This is a genomic window from Bacillus sp. DHT2 (assembly GCF_026241455.1).
Lineage (GTDB): Bacteria > Bacillota > Bacilli > Bacillales > Bacillaceae_G > Bacillus_A > Bacillus_A pseudomycoides.
This window is the reverse complement of the sequence record NZ_JAPHWH010000001.1, coordinates 38,153-56,263: the sequence shown is the minus strand read 5'-3', so window position 1 is coordinate 56,263 and position 18,111 is coordinate 38,153. Positions and strand designations below refer to the sequence as shown.

The following is an 18,111-nucleotide window of genomic DNA, read 5'->3' as shown; positions in this document are numbered from 1 at the left end:
GCATGTCCCCTTATAAATAATTTATATAGCAAGTTAAGCTCAATTAATTCGCATACCAACCTACAGGCTGGGCATGCTGGTGGATATTGATTTGCTTCGTTTCCATAAAGTGCTCCAGCCCAACAGCACCTAACGCTCTGCCGATTCCACTTTGCTTATACCCTCCCCAAGGACCTTCAACATAAGCGAGATGATAACTATTAATCCAAGTAATTCCCGCACGCAATTTACTAATGACACGTTTTGCTCGATCCATATCTTCAGTAAATACAGCACCGGCTAATCCATAAATGGAATCATTCGCTTTTTGGATGGCATCTTTCTCATCTTTAAATTTCTGTACAACAAGGACTGGACCAAAAATCTCTTCCTTAACAATACGCATATTCGCATTTACATCAGCAAAGATCGTTGGCGCAATAAAAAATCCTCGATCAAGCCCATTTTCTGTTAAGCGCTTACCACCACAAACTAATTTTGCACCTTCTTCGATTCCGCTCTTGATGTAATGTAAAACTTCATTCATATGAGGCTCGTTTGTGAGGGCTCCCATTTCAATGTTCTCACTTTCCCCGTTGCCAACTACAATTTTGCTTGCACGCTCGGCCAATCTTTCAATAAACTTATCGTAAATGGTCTCTTGTACAAGCAAACGAGATGCAGCTGAACAAACTTGCCCAGCATTGTGGAAAATACCAAACATCGCATTCTCGACTGCAGTTTCAAAATCCACATCGTCGAACACAATAAGTGGAGATTTACCACCCAGTTCAAGTGTGATTTTTTTCATATTGCCCGCAGCTGCGCGCATAATGCTTTGACCTGTTTTTGTTCCACCGGTAAAGGCGATTTTGTCAACATCATGGCTCTCGGCAAGCTCATTCCCAACCTTTGATCCAGGTCCCAATACCAAGTTTGCCACTCCGTCCGGAAGTCCAATCTCTTCGATAATTTCAAATAATTTTAATGCGCTTACAGGAGTGACATCAGCAGGCTTAAGTACAATTGTATTCCCTGCGGCGAGTGCAGGAGCAATTTGCCAAACAGCTAACATAAGCGGGAAGTTCCAAGGTACAATAAGTCCACAAACACCAATCGGTTCATGAATAATAATTGTTTCTGAAGAATCAGCACGAGTGTAAGATTCCTTTTTCATGCCTTTGATCAAGTCAGCATAATAGCGGAAGCATTGAATCGATACCGGAATATCCACATAAGTGGTTGCACGAATAACCTTACCGTTATTTGCAGTTTCCAAGCGTGCAATTTCAGCTGCCTTCTCTTCAAGACGGTCTGCAATCTTATAGAGATAGTCAGCTCTTTCATCAGCCGATAAATTCGACCAGATTCCGCTGTCAAACGCTTTACGAGCCGCCTTGATTGCTATCTTCGCATCGTCTGCTGATCCATAAGCAGACGTTGCGATCACCTCTCCGGTTGCAGGATTGATAATGTTTCGTCTAGCACCGGATAACGCTTCTATCCATTTCCCGTCAATGAACATGTTAATTTTCATAAACAACTCTCCTTTACGCAATAATATCTAACAGTTTGAAACCAATATGTGCTAGATTTACCAGCATCGTTTTCTGATTATAGAACGGGAATGATTTGAGGCGTTCCTTTTCAAATCGATATCCACCTGCACTCCCCGTAACGATCCATTGTGCCAATAACTTACCAAACAATGTCGAGAGAGACGCACCGTGTCCCGTATAACCCGTTGCGAAATATGCGCCTTCTTTGGATCTGCCGATAACCGGGAACGTATCAATTGTAACCCCGATAAATCCACCCCAACGGAAATCAATCTTGCTTCCTGCTAGTTTTGGCATTATTTTAACCATGGCATCGTAAACACTTTGATAAACAGCATCGCCTAAGTTTGGACGAACATCGCCACCGCCAAATACGATCCGATTATCTGGTGTACGTCGGAAATAGTAAAGGAAACTGCTTGTATCAAAAACCATGCGATCTTTAGGAATGACGGTACTCACCAGTGATTCTGGAAGCTGTTCAGTAGCAATAATACGTGCCGAAATTGGCAGTACGCCTTTGTTCAGTTCATTCATGATTTTTCCAGAGTAACCATCTGTAGCCACAATAATGTCTTTCGCAGTAACAGCACCTTTTTCTGTTACAACTTTCACACTGTTTCGACCGTACTCAATAGATAGTGCTTTCGAATGCTCAAAGATTTTTGCACCGATCGATTTAGCTGCTTCTCCCAAACCAATTGCATAGTTCAGTGGCTGGAACGAGTAACTCGAGTTGTCGACTAAGCAGCCATAATAATGTGGAGAATCGATCTCTTGATGCAACTGACTTCGATCAAGCACGCTTGATTCGTACCCGAAATTTTCGTTTAAGTATTCGCTTTCATGTTTCAATCCTTCAAAATGCTTGGCTTTGTAAGCCGCCACAATGTGACCTGTCTTTCTAAAGTTACAGTTGATTTGATGCTCGTCGATGATGTTTTTAACCAGTTCAACACTAAATAGGGAGAGATCGTTAAGCTGTCTCGCCTCGTCGGCACCATACTTTTTGGCAAGCTCCTGCATCGTTGGCTTATAGCCTGGCAATACCATCCCGCCGTTACGACCGCTTGCGCCATATCCGATCGTTTCTTGCTCAAGGACAATGACACTCTTCCCTAATTTTTGCAAATGATATGCAGAAGAAAGACCTGTGAAACCTGCGCCAATAATGACAACATCCGCCTCTTCATTTCCTTCAAGAAGTTTTCCTTTTTCATAGCTGTTTGCAGTCGCTGTCCACAGTGAGAGAGTATCCATTCGATCCATCTTATCCATAGCTAATTCTTCTCCTTTTGTGACATGTATGTTACAATACAGTCAAAAATTATTCAAAATATTCAAACTCCTTGAGTCTATCATATGACTTAGAGTTTCCTCCAAGTCAATAGCCATTTGAGAGTTTTTTGAATTCTTTTTTGTGAAAAAAGTGGAGTAACTCCACTTTTTTCGTTGGGGGGCATCTATGAAAATTGGTACATTTGCAAAGCTTTTTCATGTTACAACTGATACCGTTCGTTATTACATTGAACTGGGATTATTAATACCAGACAAAAAAAACACCCAGTATCAAATGAACCAATTGTGTCTCGACGACATGACTTTTATTACTGAGCTGAAAAAACTTCATTTTTCACTGCTAGAAATTCAACAAATTTTATCGTATCAGCGTGTCACAAACTTCTCGGACCATGAGGATATCGACTACTACAACAACTTGCTCATTGATAAAAAGAACCAGCTGACCAAGAAAAAAGAAGACATATCAAAAGCTATCCAATTGATTGAAAAAGCGGTTCAAACCAGCTCGCCTTCATCCAAAGAAGAGAACCTTACAGGGATCCCACTTTCCTTTGTAAATCTGCTCTATTGTCCGAAGTGCCATATTCCACTTGAAATGAAAGATGTAACGATTAAAAAAGTCTACATTCAAACGGGGAGTTTAACTTGTACTTGTGGATACGAGGCAGCTATCGAGGAAGGTATTATCATTACCGCGAACTTGTACGAGACGTCTCCTTATCCATCTTATTTTTACGATAAAGAAACGATTAAAGAGATCAATCCCAAAATGATTAACTTATTTGAAAAAAGTAATTTTTGGTTTCAAAAAGTTCTACAAAATGTAGATTTGAAAAACAAATTAATCGTGGAAACAAACGTTGACGCTTTTGTGTCACTACCCAAATATATCGATGTTCTTGAAACGAGCGCATCCTATGTATTCAGTGGCTATTCGCTTGGGATGCTCAAGAAGGTTAGAAAGAGAATTGAGCGTATGAATCCGAAGCCAAACGTCCTTTATATTTTGAATTCTGATTTAAATCTGCCATTGAAACCGCTTAGCATCGATATTTTTGTGGATAGTTTTACAGCAACTGATTTTTCACTGCTCAATCCGCAGTTTCCAATTCATGTTCTAAAAAACTATTTCCATAGCAGTTCAACAATTGTCGGCGGGTACTCCTATTATGATAGCTCGACCAAATCCTTGAAAAACATTTCAGCCTTATATCCAAATTCCCACGAGCATATTTTATATCCAAAATACTTAGAAGAAAATTTATCAGTCAACGGATTTCAAATCACGCAAAGTGAAGATATCGGTTACTGTACAGATCCAGGACCTTATTTTGATTATCATGTAATAGACGAAAAATTCCACATGCTAATGTATTTGGCTAGTACGAAAAAATAGCGCACAAAAAGAGGCTGTCCGAAAAGTAGGCTAGTTCACGGATGAGACAGCTCCCTTGTAGCTAAAATCATGGTTAATCTGAAAAATTGAGGAAGCATTAAAAGATTATCTTCTGTAGAATGGTGTATTACAATGAACAATGTTACATGGTTTGCAGTAAGTAAAAAACAAATTACAAATAAAGAAATCCAAGCATTTTTGGGAAAGTTAAAGGCGGCCCAGACCAAATAAATCAAACAGCATTGAAACATCTTGAAGAAATAATGGATGGACCGGGAGGTTTTATCAAAATTAAAAATCCTAAAGGAATAGAATTTTTGGAGAAAAAACTACAAGATGGAAGTGGAGTTCGATTAAACCTTGATGGAACTTTTAAATGGTATATTGACCAGTAAAAAGGGTGAGTTATAAATGGAAAATTTAGAGATTATATTAACTGATTTTAATAAGAGAAAAATTGATAAATTAATTTACGGAGAACTTAAATTATCTACATTAAAACTTAAATCATCACATTTTTATAATAATATTTCAGAAAAAGATTTGGATTTTTCTCAAGTGAAAAACATAAAAGAGATTCTATTACCGGAAGGAACAGGAAATATATTTTTAGAAGAATTGAAGTTAGGTATTTCATAAAAAAAACGTAGTAATAGTTTTCTCGTTTGATGAACAATATGGTGACATTGTATTTAACTTTCCTGAAAATGAAATATTAAAGGATGAGAAGAACGATAATAAGTTAAGGTTGAAAAAGCTAGTACATTTTCTAGTTGATTTGAAAAAAAATTATGATATTCCAAAAGTTATAATTGGTTATGAACCTATAACTGATGAGGATACTTTGTTAATTGAAATTAATAATATAGTAACTAATTATGACAAAAAAATAGAAAAAATACTTTCTTAATTTATGAGCCTTAAGGTAACTACCTTAAGGCTTTTTTAGGGGCGGAGTATCGAATTAACCACTTCTTTATTCCAAGTCAATGGAATAAAGGTTCTTGACATTAACACGTTGAATACTGAAGTGGAGGAAATTTCGTTAGAGTTAAAAGAAACAGGAGTTACCATATATAATTGCCTGTTTGAAGATGAGTACTGAAAATTATTACCTGATTAAGAAATGAAAGTAGTATAATTTTGTGGAGATACTACTTGATTAGTCTTATAGTATACAAAATACATACCTAGGAAGGAAATGATTATGACAGAATTTAAAAATAGAATGGATGTATCCGATCAAGAAAAGTGGGATTTAACGGATATTTATAAAACGATTGAAAACTGGGAAAACGACTATCAAAAAATCGAAACCTTAACAGAGGATTTAAAAAAATTTAATGGAACTATCCATGATGGTCAGAGCCTACTTGCCTATCTTACGAAAAGTGAAGAAATATCAAGTTTGTTTAATTTAGTCTATGCTTATGCAAGACTTCAATCCGACCTTAATACACGTGATACAGAAGCGCAGTCCCTTGTAGATAAAGCATCACAATTACATGTTAAAATAAGTGCTGCTCGTTCCTTCTTTTCTCCATTTTTACTTAGTATCGATGAGAAAACATTACATTCTTATATAGAGGAAAACGAAGGCTTACAATATTTTAAAGAAGACTTATTTGAATTATATCGATATAAGAAACATGTTTTAAACAAAGATAAAGAAGAAATCTTATCTCAAATGGGTGAAGCTCTCTCTTCTCCTCAGCATACATACGGAATGCTTAATAACGCAGATATTACATTTGGAGAAGTTACAACCAAGGATGGTAATAAAGTAAATTTAACACGCGGGATGTATTCAAAATTAATTAAGGATGAAAGTCGAGATAAGAGAAAAGAAGCTTACAAAGCATACTATCAACCTTATGTGCAATTAAAAAACTCTATTGCTTCTACCTTAGCAGCAGCTATAAAAAACAATGTTACCATTTCAAAAATTAGAAACTATCCATCTGCTTTAGAAAGGTCTTTATTTGGTGATATGGTTCCAAAAGAAGTGTATGATACTTTAATTGATACAACTAAAAAGAACATTGCATCTCTACATACATATAATCATTTACGAAAAGAAAAATTGCAGCTAGATGAATTAAGACAGTATGACTTACATGTTGATTTAGTAAAAGGTGTAAAGCAAGAGATTCCCTATGATGAAGCATTCGAAATCATGCTTACATCCCTTTCTCCACTCGGTGAAGAATATCTTCAAACACTTCGAGGTTTTAAAGATAAACGTTATATAGATGTAAGAGAATTACCTGGAAAACGTTCGGGTGCCTATAATTTTGGCGTATATGGCGCTCACCCTTTCATCCTGTTAAATCATAATGATGACTTAAATAGTCTCTTTACACTTACTCATGAATGTGGGCATGGTATGCATACATATTATTCACATAAGTTTCAGCCGAGAATCTCTGCTCATTATTCAATCTTTGTGGCCGAAGTCGCTTCTACAGTGAATGAAATACTCTTAATTCACCATCTATTAAAAGAAGCAAAAGATATAGACGTACGCAACCATTTAATCAATCACTTTATTGATCAATTTAAAGGAACTTTCTTTACACAAGTTATGTTTGCTGAATTTGAAAAGATTACGCACGAAATGGCGCATCAAGGTAAACCATTAAACGCCCAAGCATTTAATGATGTATATGAAAAATTATTTAGAGAATACAATGGGGATACACTCATATTCGATGAAGAAGTAAAATATGGATGGGCTAGAATCCCTCATTTTTACCGACCATTTTACGTTTATAAATACGCTACCGGATTTGCTTCCGCAATTCAAATTGCAGATCAGCTTTTAAGTGGCGATCCTACCGCTCAGCAAAATTATATCGAATTCTTAAAAGGTGGAAGTTCAGATTATCCGCTCAATCTTTTAAAGAAAACTGGTGTAGATTTAACAACGCCAAAACCAATTGAAAGTGCACTAGGACGCTTTAGTAAACTAATTGAAGAATTTTCGTCACTGTAATAAAAAAGCCTCTCACGCTAGAGGCTTTTTTAAATTCATTTTCCTTCCAATAAATCTTTTGCCATCTTCCGAAATTCCTGATTAAATTCATCGGTCATACCGTTTTGAACATTAGAGAATAGAATAACAAAAATTCGTTTATCCCAATTGAAATTATTAAATGTATTCCACCCAGCTAATACACCGTGATTATGGTAATAATCTGGATAAATGTAAAAACTAAATCCATATTTTCTTGCAGGTGATACAGTAAACATATCTGATAAACTTTGTTTGGAAAGAAGTTTGCCAGTCATAATCGCCTCATCTAATCTCTTCATATCTTCTACAGTTGTATACATTTCACCACAACCGTATAGCCAGTTCATTCTTAACCTAGGAGTAGATATGAATTCATTATCTTTCTTTGTATAACCTTCTGCGAAAAATATATCTCCAGGGAATTTTGCCCCCATGCCAGATTCATGCATTCCAACTGGAGTGAAAATATGTTCTTTTACATATTCAGCTAATGGTTGTTTAGAGATTTTTTCTATAACATAGGCAAGTACCATATAATTATAATCCGTATATCTCCAACCTGTTCCAGCAGGGAATTCAAGATTTTGTGAACCAATCCATGTCACTAATTTTAAACGTGATGCCGCATCAACTTTCCCTTGCCCTTGTTCAGGTAATCCAGATGTATGTGTCAATAAATGTCTTAAAGTAATATTTTTATCCGCTGGGAATGAAGGAATATATTTATTTACATTATCTTCTATATTCAATTCCCCTTTTTCCTGCAACTGCAATATAGACACTGCCACTACTGTCTTAGTGATAGAACCAATACGATATTTTGTTCTTGGCGTTGTTAAGACTTTATCCTGCATATTTGCATAGCCATACCCTTTTCGCAAAATCACATTATTTTGATCCGTCACAAGTACCGTTCCATTAAATCCCTTTTCTTTTAAATATTGGTCTAATTTTTGTGTTGCCCCAGCATAACGATTTCGCTGATTTCTATCTACTTTCGGTGTATCTGTTTCTAGTTTACTAGTAGAATCTGAAAATGCCTTTAAATTCTGCGTTTTACCTTTATTTGTTTGCATGAACATATATACACTTAAGCAAAAAATCGCGATAATAAAGCAAACGATTAAACATCTCTTAAACATACAGGAGCCCTCTTTTTATTCAATTTATACTTGTTACTCTTTTCATTGTTTTATTCTATCTCTACTCATTTAAAAGAAGACTTTAATTTTTGCTTAAATTTATTGAAGAACTATATTCGAGAAATGAACTACATATTACTATTTCATCCTCAATTCTACTACTATAAATTAGCATGTCTCTTGATTATCTATATCTTCCTAAAAAGTTTGTATTATTGGGAATTTATTCAAGAGAAGCTTCCCATACTCAAATTTTTGATCACTTACTATTGTATTTCTTTCTTAGAAAATTTCCACCCAACAATCCGATTCATCTCACTATAATTTTGTTTTTTTATGTAACATTCCTTGCAAACAACATATACAATAATGCCAAAAAAGGTAATCTATTAGCATTCATCGATAAGCAAAATTAACTAGATAGTGAAATGTTCAGTTATCGAACAAACAAAAATAGCATGGTATTTATCGAGTATTACGGAAAATAAATTATGATTGTCAAAAGAAAAGAAAAGATGCAGAAAAATTTTCAAGTAAAATAAATCATGCAAACAATAAAAAGAGAGGAAGCTCATTACGGCCAAAATAATAGGGAATTTCAAAAGAGGAAATGAACGAAAAGCAAATATTAATAAGAATAAGAATCAAATTCATTTATATGTCATAATATCACCATTTTAAAATTCATACCAAAATTGATTATACATCATATTGCAAAAAAATGTCATTCGTATGACTTTTTTTTGCAATTTTTCAATAAACTTATTGCTGAAACAAACAGCAATATAGCCATACACACCCACGCCCACGTATACCCTTTGATATCCACTATGAAGCCAAAAACAGGCGGAGCTAAAATAATAGCAATTTGATTTAGCGTAAGTGCAAAGCTAACCGTAATTCCTACTGAATCCTGCCGCGATGTTTCAACAACTTCAACCATAAAAAGACTAAACCACCCAATGCCGAAGAACCCTAATAAGCCGCTAATTGAACTACCCCCACCTTCACTTCTTTTAGAGGTGGAGGTCTTCTTGGTTAAAATGATAAAATATTATAGTTTATAAAAAACAAGTACTAATACGTTTTTTTCATTGATTAAGGATATAATGTACATAACTACAAGTGAATTATAAAAACAATGCGCACCAATTAATCAATATTAAATTCCAATCTTCTATATTCTCAATAAAATGAAGAATATCATTGAGTATTTATATCTATGCTTTATGTAACAGAAAAAAACGTAAAAGAAGGAGATACAATGAAAAAGACAAAAGAAACAAAAGAAACCGGATGGAACTTAGACAATAGTTATGCCCGTCTACCGGAATCATTTTTTTCCACCCTTAGCCCACCCCCTGTAGGCTTACCAAAGTTAACCATTCTCAATCATCCTGTGGCAACATCCCTAGGGCTAAACATTGAGGAACTACAAAGCGAAGATGGAGTAGCGGTTCTTGCTGGAAACCGAATTCCCGAAGGTTCTATCCCTCTTGCTCAAGCTTATGCAGGGCATCAATTCGGGCATTTCAACATGCTAGGAGACGGCCGTGCGCTGCTAATCGGTGAGCAGCTTACTCCTTCAGGTGAACGATTTGATATTCAATTAAAAGGCTCTGGTAGAACACCATACTCCCGCCGAGGGGATGGCCGCGCCGCACTTGGACCAATGCTACGCGAGTATATTATCAGTGAAGCAATGCACTCGCTTGGTATTCCTACTACCCGTAGTCTAGCTATAGTATCAACAGGTGAGTCAATCATACGCGAAACTGCTTTACCAGGTGCAATTTTGACACGTGTAGCTAGCAGTCATATACGCGTTGGCACATTTCAATACGCAGCAGCAAGCGGTTCAGTTGAGGAGCTAAAAATTTTGGCTGACTATACGATTAAGCGTCATTTTCCAGCTATTCAATCACAGGAAAATCCATACCTAGCGTTACTACAAGAAGTGATGAAGCAACAGGCCAGCTTAATTGCAAAGTGGCAACTCGTTGGCTTTATTCACGGGGTAATGAATACCGATAACATGACCATTAGCGGAGAAACCATCGATTATGGTCCTTGCGCCTTCATGGATGAATATGACCCAGCAACGGTATTTAGTTCCATTGACACGCAAGGCCGATACGCCTATGGTAACCAGCCGTATATTGGTGTGTGGAATCTCGCGCGATTTGCAGAATCTCTATTGCCGATTCTACATACAGACCTAGAACAAGCTGCCCAAATAGCCCAAGATGCGATTTCAGATTTCGGCACACTGTATGAAAAGCATTGGCTCGCTGGGATGCGGACCAAACTAGGTATATTTAACGAAGAAGCAGAAGATAAAGCCCTTATTGATGAGCTCCTTAAAATTATGGAGAAATATCGCGCAGACTATACTAATACCTTCCTTGCTTTAACTTTTGGTACACATAAAGATACCGATTTGTTTAAAAGTCAAGAATTTGCGAAGTGGCATGAAAAATGGCAGGCAAGATTAAGCAGACAGGAGGAATCGAAATCTTCTTCACATCAGCTGATGCGAGACACCAATCCTGCGATAATCCCACGAAATCACCGCGTGGAAGAAGCATTAGATGCCGCAGTCAAACAAGGGGACCACAGCGTAATGGAACAACTGCTTGTTGTTCTTTCAAATCCTTATGCTCACTCTCCTGAACAGTCTGAGTACTGCACACCACCGGCGCCAGCATCCCGCCCTTATCGAACTTTTTGTGGTACATGAGAAAGAATTAAGTTAACACCTTCTCATGATTTACTATTTTTACAACATAATGCTACTCCTTTACCTAATGGAGTAGCATTTTTTCGGTTTTGGTGCAAAATCATTTAATATAGATATAGAGCCTACACAATTTGTTCAACTACTCTTTTCTCAGCGCTAAATACAATTGATTGTTTTTTCATAATATCTAGTGGTAAATCTAGATTTCTATTTTATTAGATAAAGAGAGGCCAGCCAGCATCCAAACCAGGAAGATAAAACATCTGAATAACATGGTGGAACAAGACCATCGTTTTATTAAGAAACGAGTACGCTCTATGTTGGGATTCAAGTCATTTAAAACAGCAACCTCTATATTGAGTGGCGTTGAAGCCATGCATATGATAAAAAAGGGACAGATTGATTTAGAAAACCAGTCTGTCCAAAACCAAAAAGAGTTCATCCGCCAAGTGTTTAGACTTATAGCATAAAATACGATTCCGTTAAGAGTCTACTATTCTCCGTGTTATTCTTCATATATTTGCACCAGAACCGATTTTATCCAATTATTTTAGAATATTAAAATAATTAATAATAATACAAGCAACGAATATACTATTCATTTTTTTGTTATCATTATCATTTTTTATTTGTGACAACTTGTTGAACACCGGATTATTATACATAACCTAGAAAAAAATAGAGAATAATGTAGATTTTTGTCTAATGATATGTATGTACACTTCCTATCTGCTAGATATAGACTGTGAAGTGTAAGGACCTTATCTTACAAAAAACTTAAAGGAGGCTTATAAAATGGGGAAATTTACAGGATTTTCAAAGTTTACACTTGCTACATTAATAGGAATAGGTAGCTTAGGTGCCTTTTCTCAAACAGAAGGTGTAAAAGCTGAAAGTTTGGATCGTATTTCTCATGAAAATGTTGAATTTAATTCACCTTCTACTATCACAAATACTTTTGAACAAAGAGCTAATATTGTCCCTGAATCAAAAGTAATCACAAATCATTATGTGAAGTACTCAAAAACTAGTTATCAGGTTAAAGAAAGTATTCCAAAAGAAATTTATTATTCATCAGATGGTTTTAAAGGTTATATACAAGCAACTACTATAATTGATATTGGTGACCATTTCCTGACTCTCTATTCCGGAACTGTAATTCGATGTTAATTTCATGATTACGTTTATTAAAAGTAGTTTAAAACTTGTGGATTTACAAAAAATAAACCACAAAATTATTCAATTTTATGGTTTATCAAATAAAAGATAATGCTAAGACTACGTCTAATGCTCTTAGATTACCTTCCCCAAAGTTAATTATAGAGTATTAAAGTATTACTGTACAATCAAAAAGCACTCGAATGAGTGCTTTTTGATTGCTATTCCTAATGAAATTCTTTTTCTTTTCTAAAATCTGTTCATACTATTAATTCACAAAGCACTTATGCCCAGATATACAAATCATTTGTGTGAGATTTTTACATACATGTTTGAAATAAAAACTTACATGAATGATTTTAAAAGTTCTTGTACGAATGGAATTACTCCACCCACAAATTTTAAAACAGCCATTGCGATTGCCATAGTATTTCCTCCCCTTGTTTGAGTATTAAGATGTAGTAAATCTTATACCTTCATTTTAGATACATTCCGATATGCAATATTTCATATTAAAAATGTGTTTTATACAGTTATAATAGAATAGGTAAATTCTAAAGCACTCTTAAGTGAACAAAACAGCTAATGAACATATAAAAAAGAAGAGGATTATAAAAACCCTCTTCTTTTTTATGTTAATAAATCTAAGCTTGAATTCATGTTGGTCCTACGTAACTAGTAATTTAATACATAACAGAATATCCAGAAGGGATAGTTTCAAGGGTTTTTTGTAGCTTTTTTATATAAATATCATATTTTTATCTTTAACATTAGGGAATATTGTTAGATGCATATATATATTTTCATTAATCTCTTTTTTTTTAGATATTTAATGATACACTATATGTTGTATAAAGCGAGAGAAATGGTTAAAGGTGGTTATTATAGGTGAAAAAGATATCATTATTTTTGATAATTATTAGTTTGTTATTAAGTGCTTGTAATGGTACTAATATTATTAAAAAAGAAGAGAAAGTTGTAGAAAAAAATACGAAGGGAAATAGCATTATTCCGAAATATTCTATTTCTGATAATTATTACAAAACTATTATTCCTTTAAAAGAACATAAAATAATAAATACAGTTAATATACAAACTAATTCTAAATTAGATATAGATAAATTAGAATTAGGTTTAATGAATATGGCATCTAAGCAATTTGATACAAAAAATCATTTATTACAAAGAAGTGAATATATTGCTCAAAAAACAATAGACGAATTACTCACAAAACAAGAAGTACCTTATGTATCTAATATTATAGAATATGATTATTATACTAAGAAAAATTCAGGTGAATTGAGTTTAGCTGGTGTTGTTATCGGTTTAGCCATGACTTCAAATCATTCTAATGAAGAAGCAAATGTTAAGGGCAGTGAAATTGCTAATCAACTTTTAAAAGTTCTTTATGATAATAAGAACTTTGTAAAAGTTCCTATTACTTTTTCTATTTTTAAACAGGAAACTTCTGATTCTTTAAAAACCGGTACTTTTATTTCTAGTGTAACAGTACAAAAAGGTGAGAATAGTATAGGACAGTGGGTTAATATTAACGAAAAATCCTTTGCTTATCCTTCTGATGATTTTAAACAAGTATATAATGAAGATAATAAAAAGTTAGATGATTTTTCTGTTGAAGTGAAAAAATTCAATAAAGCTGATTATATACCGGTTAATGCTACAATTTTTTATAAAGATGATCATATGGATACTGTAAATATGAATGTTTTAGTTAAATTTAATGGTAAATCAGAACTGATTGCTTTTACACAAATGATAGTCCAAAATATATTAGATGTTTTCCCTAAAGATGTTAAGGTTCAAATGAATATAAAGTCAGAGCAAAAAGTTGAAGCAGTTGTTGTAAGAGAAAAAAATGAAGATGAACCTTTTGTTTCTTTTATTGAATAATGAAAATAAAAAAGACAGTTATTATACTGTCTTTTTTACTTTCATTATTAGTTTAATGTACCATGGTTATTTTATCATTAGCGCTTTAAAATAATTAGGCGAACAAGTGAAAAAAGATTGTGCTCTAAAACAGATTATTTAGCTCTACAATTGTATCCGCTTCTATAAGCTTAAGTTGCTGCCCCGATTTAACCTATTCGTAACGAAGTGCTTCAATTGGATCTAATTTCGCCGCCTTATTCGCTGGAATTAACCCGAAGATAATACCAAGCGTCATCGAGAATAATACGCCGCCAACAACTACTTGCCATGAAACGAGTGGTGGCCATTTCGCAAATGTGGAAACAATATATGCGCCCCCGTAACCAAGACCAATCCCGATTAATCCACCAAGAAGCGTTAACATAACAGCCTCAATTAAGAATTGCAGTAAAATTTTACTACGCGTTGCTCCAAGTGCTTTACGTACCCCAATCTCACGTGTACGCTCTGTTACAGATACGAGCATAATGTTCATAACCCCTATACCACCAACGACTAATGAAATACCAGCAATACCTCCAATAATCATCGTCATGATATTTGTCATTTTAGAAATACCATCTTGAATTTCTTTTAAATTCATTACCTCATATTTACCTGTAAACTCACTTGGCTTACGACTATTTAATGCATCAGCCGCTTTCTTTCCAGCGTCATCTAAATTATCGACATTTTTCGCTTGGACAGAAATCTCTTGAATTTCATCTGTTCCATACAACGACGGCCATAACGTTAGTGGAATTAGAACTTCTGAACCTCCCATTCCCATGAATCCGCCCTTGGCTTTATATACACCAATAATTTGCAGCGGTTGGCCTTTCATTTCAATAATCTTTCCAACTGGATTTTCTTTTTCAAATATCTTTTCTTCTACATCGGAACTAATCATGACAACGTTATTTCCATAATCGATATCTGTATCATTTAAAGAACGGCCTTTTAACACCTTAACTTTATTCGCAGCGAAATATTCGCTGTCTAGCCCTTTAATATTCACCATATCTTTTTTATCATTGACATCAAGTGTTTCCATGTTTGAATTCGTCTTAATTACGTGTGAAATCTCTGGAAGCTTTTTAATTTCAAAAATATCTTCTTCTGTCAATTTCGGTTTTCCCATGGATTCCATACCAAATGAATCATTCATGTCAGGAGTATAGTGAATAGAAATCACACTATTCCCAGAACCAACAAATTGTGATTTTAACGCTGCTTCCCCGCCCTGCCCAATCGCAACAACAGTAATAATAGAGCCGACACCGATAATAATCCCAAGCATTGTAAGTGCTGAGCGCAGTTTATGAGCTAGAATAGAAGATAGGGCAATCTTTATACTATCTAGTAAACTCATATCACACACCTTCTATCTTCTGTAATTTCCCCGTCCCTTAGCACAATTCGGCGCGAAGAATACGCCGCAACTTCATCTTCATGCGTAACCATAACAATCGTTGTACCTTCTGCGTTTAACTTTGTGAAAATATCCATAACCTGCTCTCCAGATTTCGTATCAAGAGCACCTGTTGGTTCATCGGCCATAATGAACGTTGGGTCATTTGCAATGGAACGTGCGATGGCTACACGCTGCTTTTGCCCACCTGAAAGTTCGCTTGGCAAGTGATGCACGCGGTCAGACAATCCGACTTTCCCAAGTGCTTCAAGAGCTCTCTGACGGCGCTCCGCTTTCTTCACGCCGCCATATATAAGCGGAAGTTCTACATTTTCTACCGCTGAAAGACGTGGCAATAAGTTAAAATGCTGGAATACAAAACCGATATATTCATTACGAATAAGGGCAAGTTTTGCTTCATCTGCCGTTAAAATATTCACGCCGTTTAACACATATTCCCCTTCTGTCGGACGATCTAAACAACCGATAATATTCATAAGGGTTGATTTCCCTGAGCCAGATGGTCCCATAATGGAAACAAACTCACCGTTTTGAATTGTTAAACTAATACCATGTAAAATCGGTACCGCTAGCTTCCCTTGGTAATATGTTTTATGAATATTGTTTAACGTAATCATTTTTCTTTCACTTCCATTCCGTCATACACGTTGTCGGAAGGATTTTTAACCACCTTTTGTCCCATTGTTACACCTTCAAGAATTTCTGTCCAATCTCCATCAGTAGAACCTTTTTTCACATTTTGTTTACGAAGCTTTCCTTTGTCTTCTACATAAACAAATAGATTACCAGCTTTTTCAATAATACTTTTACTAGAAACAGCAATCATCTTCTTATTCTCTAAGTTTACTTGCAGTGATACGTGATAGCCTGGAGATAAACCTTCTTGTCCATCTAAACTAGCTTTATATGTATACTGAGACATATTTTGTGTTCCCTCACCAACACCAGCTGCTTGAGCCATCTCTACACTTGTCGGAAATTCACTTACTTCTGTAATTTTCCCTGTCCATTTCTTCTTACTATTTGCTTTTACAGTTGCAGTAAATGTTTGATCTTTTTGGATTTGTGATTTTTGAAGTTCTGTTAATGTCCCTTGAATTTGGAATGGTTCTTTAGATGCGATTTGTAAAAATGATTTTCCTTGTCCACCCATTGCTTGCGTCGAACCTTGTACTGCATCTTTATCTAATTTTTGTACAACACCAGCAAAGTTACTATAAATTGTGAGTTCATCTTGTTTTTTCTTTAATTGTTGTGATTGTAATTGACCTTTTTCTTTCTCAAGTTCAGTTGTTTTTTGCTGTATTTCTAATTCGCTTACTTGCTCTTCTAACGGATCTGTTACTTCTTTTCCAGCGCCGCTATCTTTTGCTTTCTTAATCTCTTTATTTAGTGAATCTATTTTCTTTTTCCCTTGATCATAGCGCATTGTTGCCATTTTTTGATCAAGCTCAGCTTGCTTCAATTGTAGATTGATTTCTTCATTATCATAAGAGAATAACTTCGTCCCTTTTTCTACTTCTTGCCCTTCTTTCACCGCAATATCCTTCACTTTTCCTTTTGTCGGATCTGCATAGAAGCTCTCAATATTCCCAGGCTTTACTTGTCCAGAAATCAATTTTGTATTATTGAGTGTACGTTCTGTTACTTTCTCAAAGCTAACAGCGTCTCCCTTTGCTGTCTCCTTCTTCTTACCTTGCATAACAAAAATATTGACGGCTGCAACGATGACAATTAATGCAATAACCCCAATGATAATCCATTTTTTCTTTTTAGTTGGTCGATGTGTTGTAGTTGGTAACATAATGTCTTCCCCTTAATGATGATATAATTTAGTACATACGTTTATTGAACAATTTATATGGGACAACCCCCTAAAGTAACTGGATATAAACCAAAAAATAAAAGCTAAAAACCTTTTAATACCTTAGGCTATATGAAGCACAAAATAAAGAGGTCGATCCTTTATTTTAAAGAAACTGACCTCTTTATTTTGTGCTTCATATGATATAAATAATTGCAAAAACTAAACTACATCACTGCTTTTAATAATTCTGTTACTAATGGAATTACTCCACCAATGAATTTCAAAACTGCAATTGCGATTTCCATATGATTTCCTCCTCTTTTTTAAGTATTGAATTGTGGTAAATTTTTATACTACTATAATAGCGAGAATTCATTTGGATATCAATGCATTTCAATATGCAATATTTCATATTTATACGCTTTTTTAATTTTTTAATATATCAAATCTAAAGTGTTTTCTGATGAATTCAACAGTTAATAAACATAAAAGTTTCCCTACTTAAAAAGAAGTTAATTTTTGTGATTTTCTTCTTTTTTGTGGCAGATCCTAGATAATTTGACTATTAATAAGTGAAATAATGTTCATTAGACATAGAGGACACCCTCCTATTATAAAGCATGACATTAAAAAAGTTATGGGATCTTC

At 34.8% G+C, this 18,111-nt stretch carries 14 protein-coding genes and 3 pseudogenes; 10 read left to right on the top strand and 7 right to left on the bottom strand.

Annotation, left to right across the window (positions count from 1 at the left end; translation table 11 throughout):
• Positions 1-43: 43 nt before the first annotated feature.
• Together ORL93_RS00245 and ORL93_RS00240 are read right to left on the bottom strand one after the other, a co-directional pair.
• On the bottom strand, positions 44-1,516 hold the full coding sequence (locus tag ORL93_RS00245) for an aldehyde dehydrogenase family protein (protein WP_265958724.1): 1,473 nt from the start codon (positions 1,514-1,516) through the stop codon (positions 44-46).
• Positions 1,517-1,529: 13 nt separating this feature from the next.
• Complete coding sequence (locus ORL93_RS00240; RefSeq protein WP_097794063.1) at positions 1,530-2,816, bottom strand: NAD(P)/FAD-dependent oxidoreductase; 1,287 nt, start codon at positions 2,814-2,816, stop codon at positions 1,530-1,532.
• Between the two features lie 187 nt (positions 2,817-3,003).
• Here ORL93_RS00240 and ORL93_RS00235 point away from each other — a divergent pair, with 187 nt between their 5' ends.
• From ORL93_RS00235 to pepF, 5 genes are all read left to right on the top strand, one after another.
• Positions 3,004-4,236, top strand: coding sequence for a MerR family transcriptional regulator (locus ORL93_RS00235; protein WP_265958399.1), 1,233 nt, complete (start codon positions 3,004-3,006; stop codon positions 4,234-4,236).
• Between the two features lie 242 nt (positions 4,237-4,478).
• A complete protein-coding gene (locus tag ORL93_RS00230) occupies positions 4,479-4,631 on the top strand; it encodes a hypothetical protein (RefSeq protein ID WP_003198919.1) in 153 nt (50 codons plus the stop codon).
• Between the two features lie 16 nt (positions 4,632-4,647).
• The gene (locus ORL93_RS00225; protein ID WP_176524697.1) at positions 4,648-4,875 is read left to right on the top strand and encodes a hypothetical protein; all 228 of its coding nucleotides are present in this window, start codon (positions 4,648-4,650) and stop codon (positions 4,873-4,875) included.
• Positions 4,876-5,014: 139 nt separating this feature from the next.
• On the top strand, positions 5,015-5,146 hold the full coding sequence (locus ORL93_RS00220; RefSeq protein ID WP_003198923.1) for a hypothetical protein: 132 nt from the start codon (positions 5,015-5,017) through the stop codon (positions 5,144-5,146).
• A 297-nt stretch (positions 5,147-5,443) separates the two neighbouring features.
• Positions 5,444-7,231 carry an oligoendopeptidase F gene (gene pepF, locus ORL93_RS00215; RefSeq protein ID WP_265958397.1) on the top strand — a complete coding sequence of 596 codons (1,788 nt, stop codon included), beginning with the start codon at positions 5,444-5,446 and terminating at the stop codon, positions 7,229-7,231.
• A gap of 35 nt (positions 7,232-7,266) precedes the next feature.
• Here pepF and ORL93_RS00210 read toward each other — a convergent pair whose 3' ends face one another.
• Positions 7,267-8,394 (bottom strand): serine hydrolase domain-containing protein, encoded by a 1,128-nt coding sequence (locus ORL93_RS00210; RefSeq protein WP_033796302.1) that lies wholly within the window; start codon positions 8,392-8,394, stop codon positions 7,267-7,269.
• A gap of 428 nt (positions 8,395-8,822) precedes the next feature.
• Between ORL93_RS00210 and ORL93_RS31205 the strand changes: the two are divergent.
• Positions 8,823-9,012 (top strand): annotated as a pseudogene (locus ORL93_RS31205) (hypothetical protein); the annotation flags it as partial.
• Positions 9,013-9,118: 106 nt separating this feature from the next.
• Here the strand turns inward: ORL93_RS31205 and ORL93_RS00205 are convergent.
• A pseudogene (locus ORL93_RS00205) lies at positions 9,119-9,385 on the bottom strand (MFS transporter); the annotation flags it as partial.
• A 273-nt stretch (positions 9,386-9,658) separates the two neighbouring features.
• Here ORL93_RS00205 and ORL93_RS00200 point away from each other — a divergent pair.
• The 4 genes and pseudogenes from ORL93_RS00200 (at position 9,659) to ORL93_RS00185 (ending at position 14,203) form a co-directional block, all read left to right on the top strand.
• The gene (locus ORL93_RS00200) at positions 9,659-11,134 is read left to right on the top strand and encodes a protein adenylyltransferase SelO (RefSeq protein ID WP_265958396.1); all 1,476 of its coding nucleotides are present in this window, start codon (positions 9,659-9,661) and stop codon (positions 11,132-11,134) included.
• A gap of 242 nt (positions 11,135-11,376) precedes the next feature.
• A pseudogene (locus ORL93_RS00195) lies at positions 11,377-11,604 on the top strand (DDE-type integrase/transposase/recombinase); the annotation flags it as partial.
• A gap of 325 nt (positions 11,605-11,929) precedes the next feature.
• Positions 11,930-12,304 carry a hypothetical protein gene (locus ORL93_RS00190; RefSeq protein WP_003205206.1) on the top strand — a complete coding sequence of 125 codons (375 nt, stop codon included), beginning with the start codon at positions 11,930-11,932 and terminating at the stop codon, positions 12,302-12,304.
• Between the two features lie 876 nt (positions 12,305-13,180).
• Positions 13,181-14,203, top strand: coding sequence for a CamS family sex pheromone protein (locus ORL93_RS00185; RefSeq protein ID WP_098160641.1), 1,023 nt, complete (start codon positions 13,181-13,183; stop codon positions 14,201-14,203).
• A gap of 193 nt (positions 14,204-14,396) precedes the next feature.
• On the opposite strand, the gene ORL93_RS00180 is transcribed toward ORL93_RS00185, so the two are convergent.
• Genes ORL93_RS00180 through ORL93_RS00170 form a run of 3 tightly spaced genes read right to left on the bottom strand, consistent with a single transcriptional unit; the run spans position 14,397 to position 17,460 of the window.
• Positions 14,397-15,596 carry an ABC transporter permease gene (locus ORL93_RS00180; protein ID WP_265958394.1) on the bottom strand — a complete coding sequence of 400 codons (1,200 nt, stop codon included), beginning with the start codon at positions 15,594-15,596 and terminating at the stop codon, positions 14,397-14,399.
• Positions 15,593-16,273, bottom strand: a complete 681-nt coding sequence (locus tag ORL93_RS00175) for an ABC transporter ATP-binding protein (RefSeq protein ID WP_018781552.1) — start codon at positions 16,271-16,273, stop codon at positions 15,593-15,595. The genes ORL93_RS00180 and ORL93_RS00175 overlap by 4 nt, the downstream gene beginning before the upstream one ends.
• Positions 16,270-17,460: an efflux RND transporter periplasmic adaptor subunit gene (locus ORL93_RS00170; protein WP_265958393.1), complete on the bottom strand. Its 1,191-nt coding sequence runs from the start codon at positions 17,458-17,460 to the stop codon at positions 16,270-16,272. The genes ORL93_RS00175 and ORL93_RS00170 overlap by 4 nt, the downstream gene beginning before the upstream one ends.
• Positions 17,461-18,111: the final 651 nt, after the last annotated feature.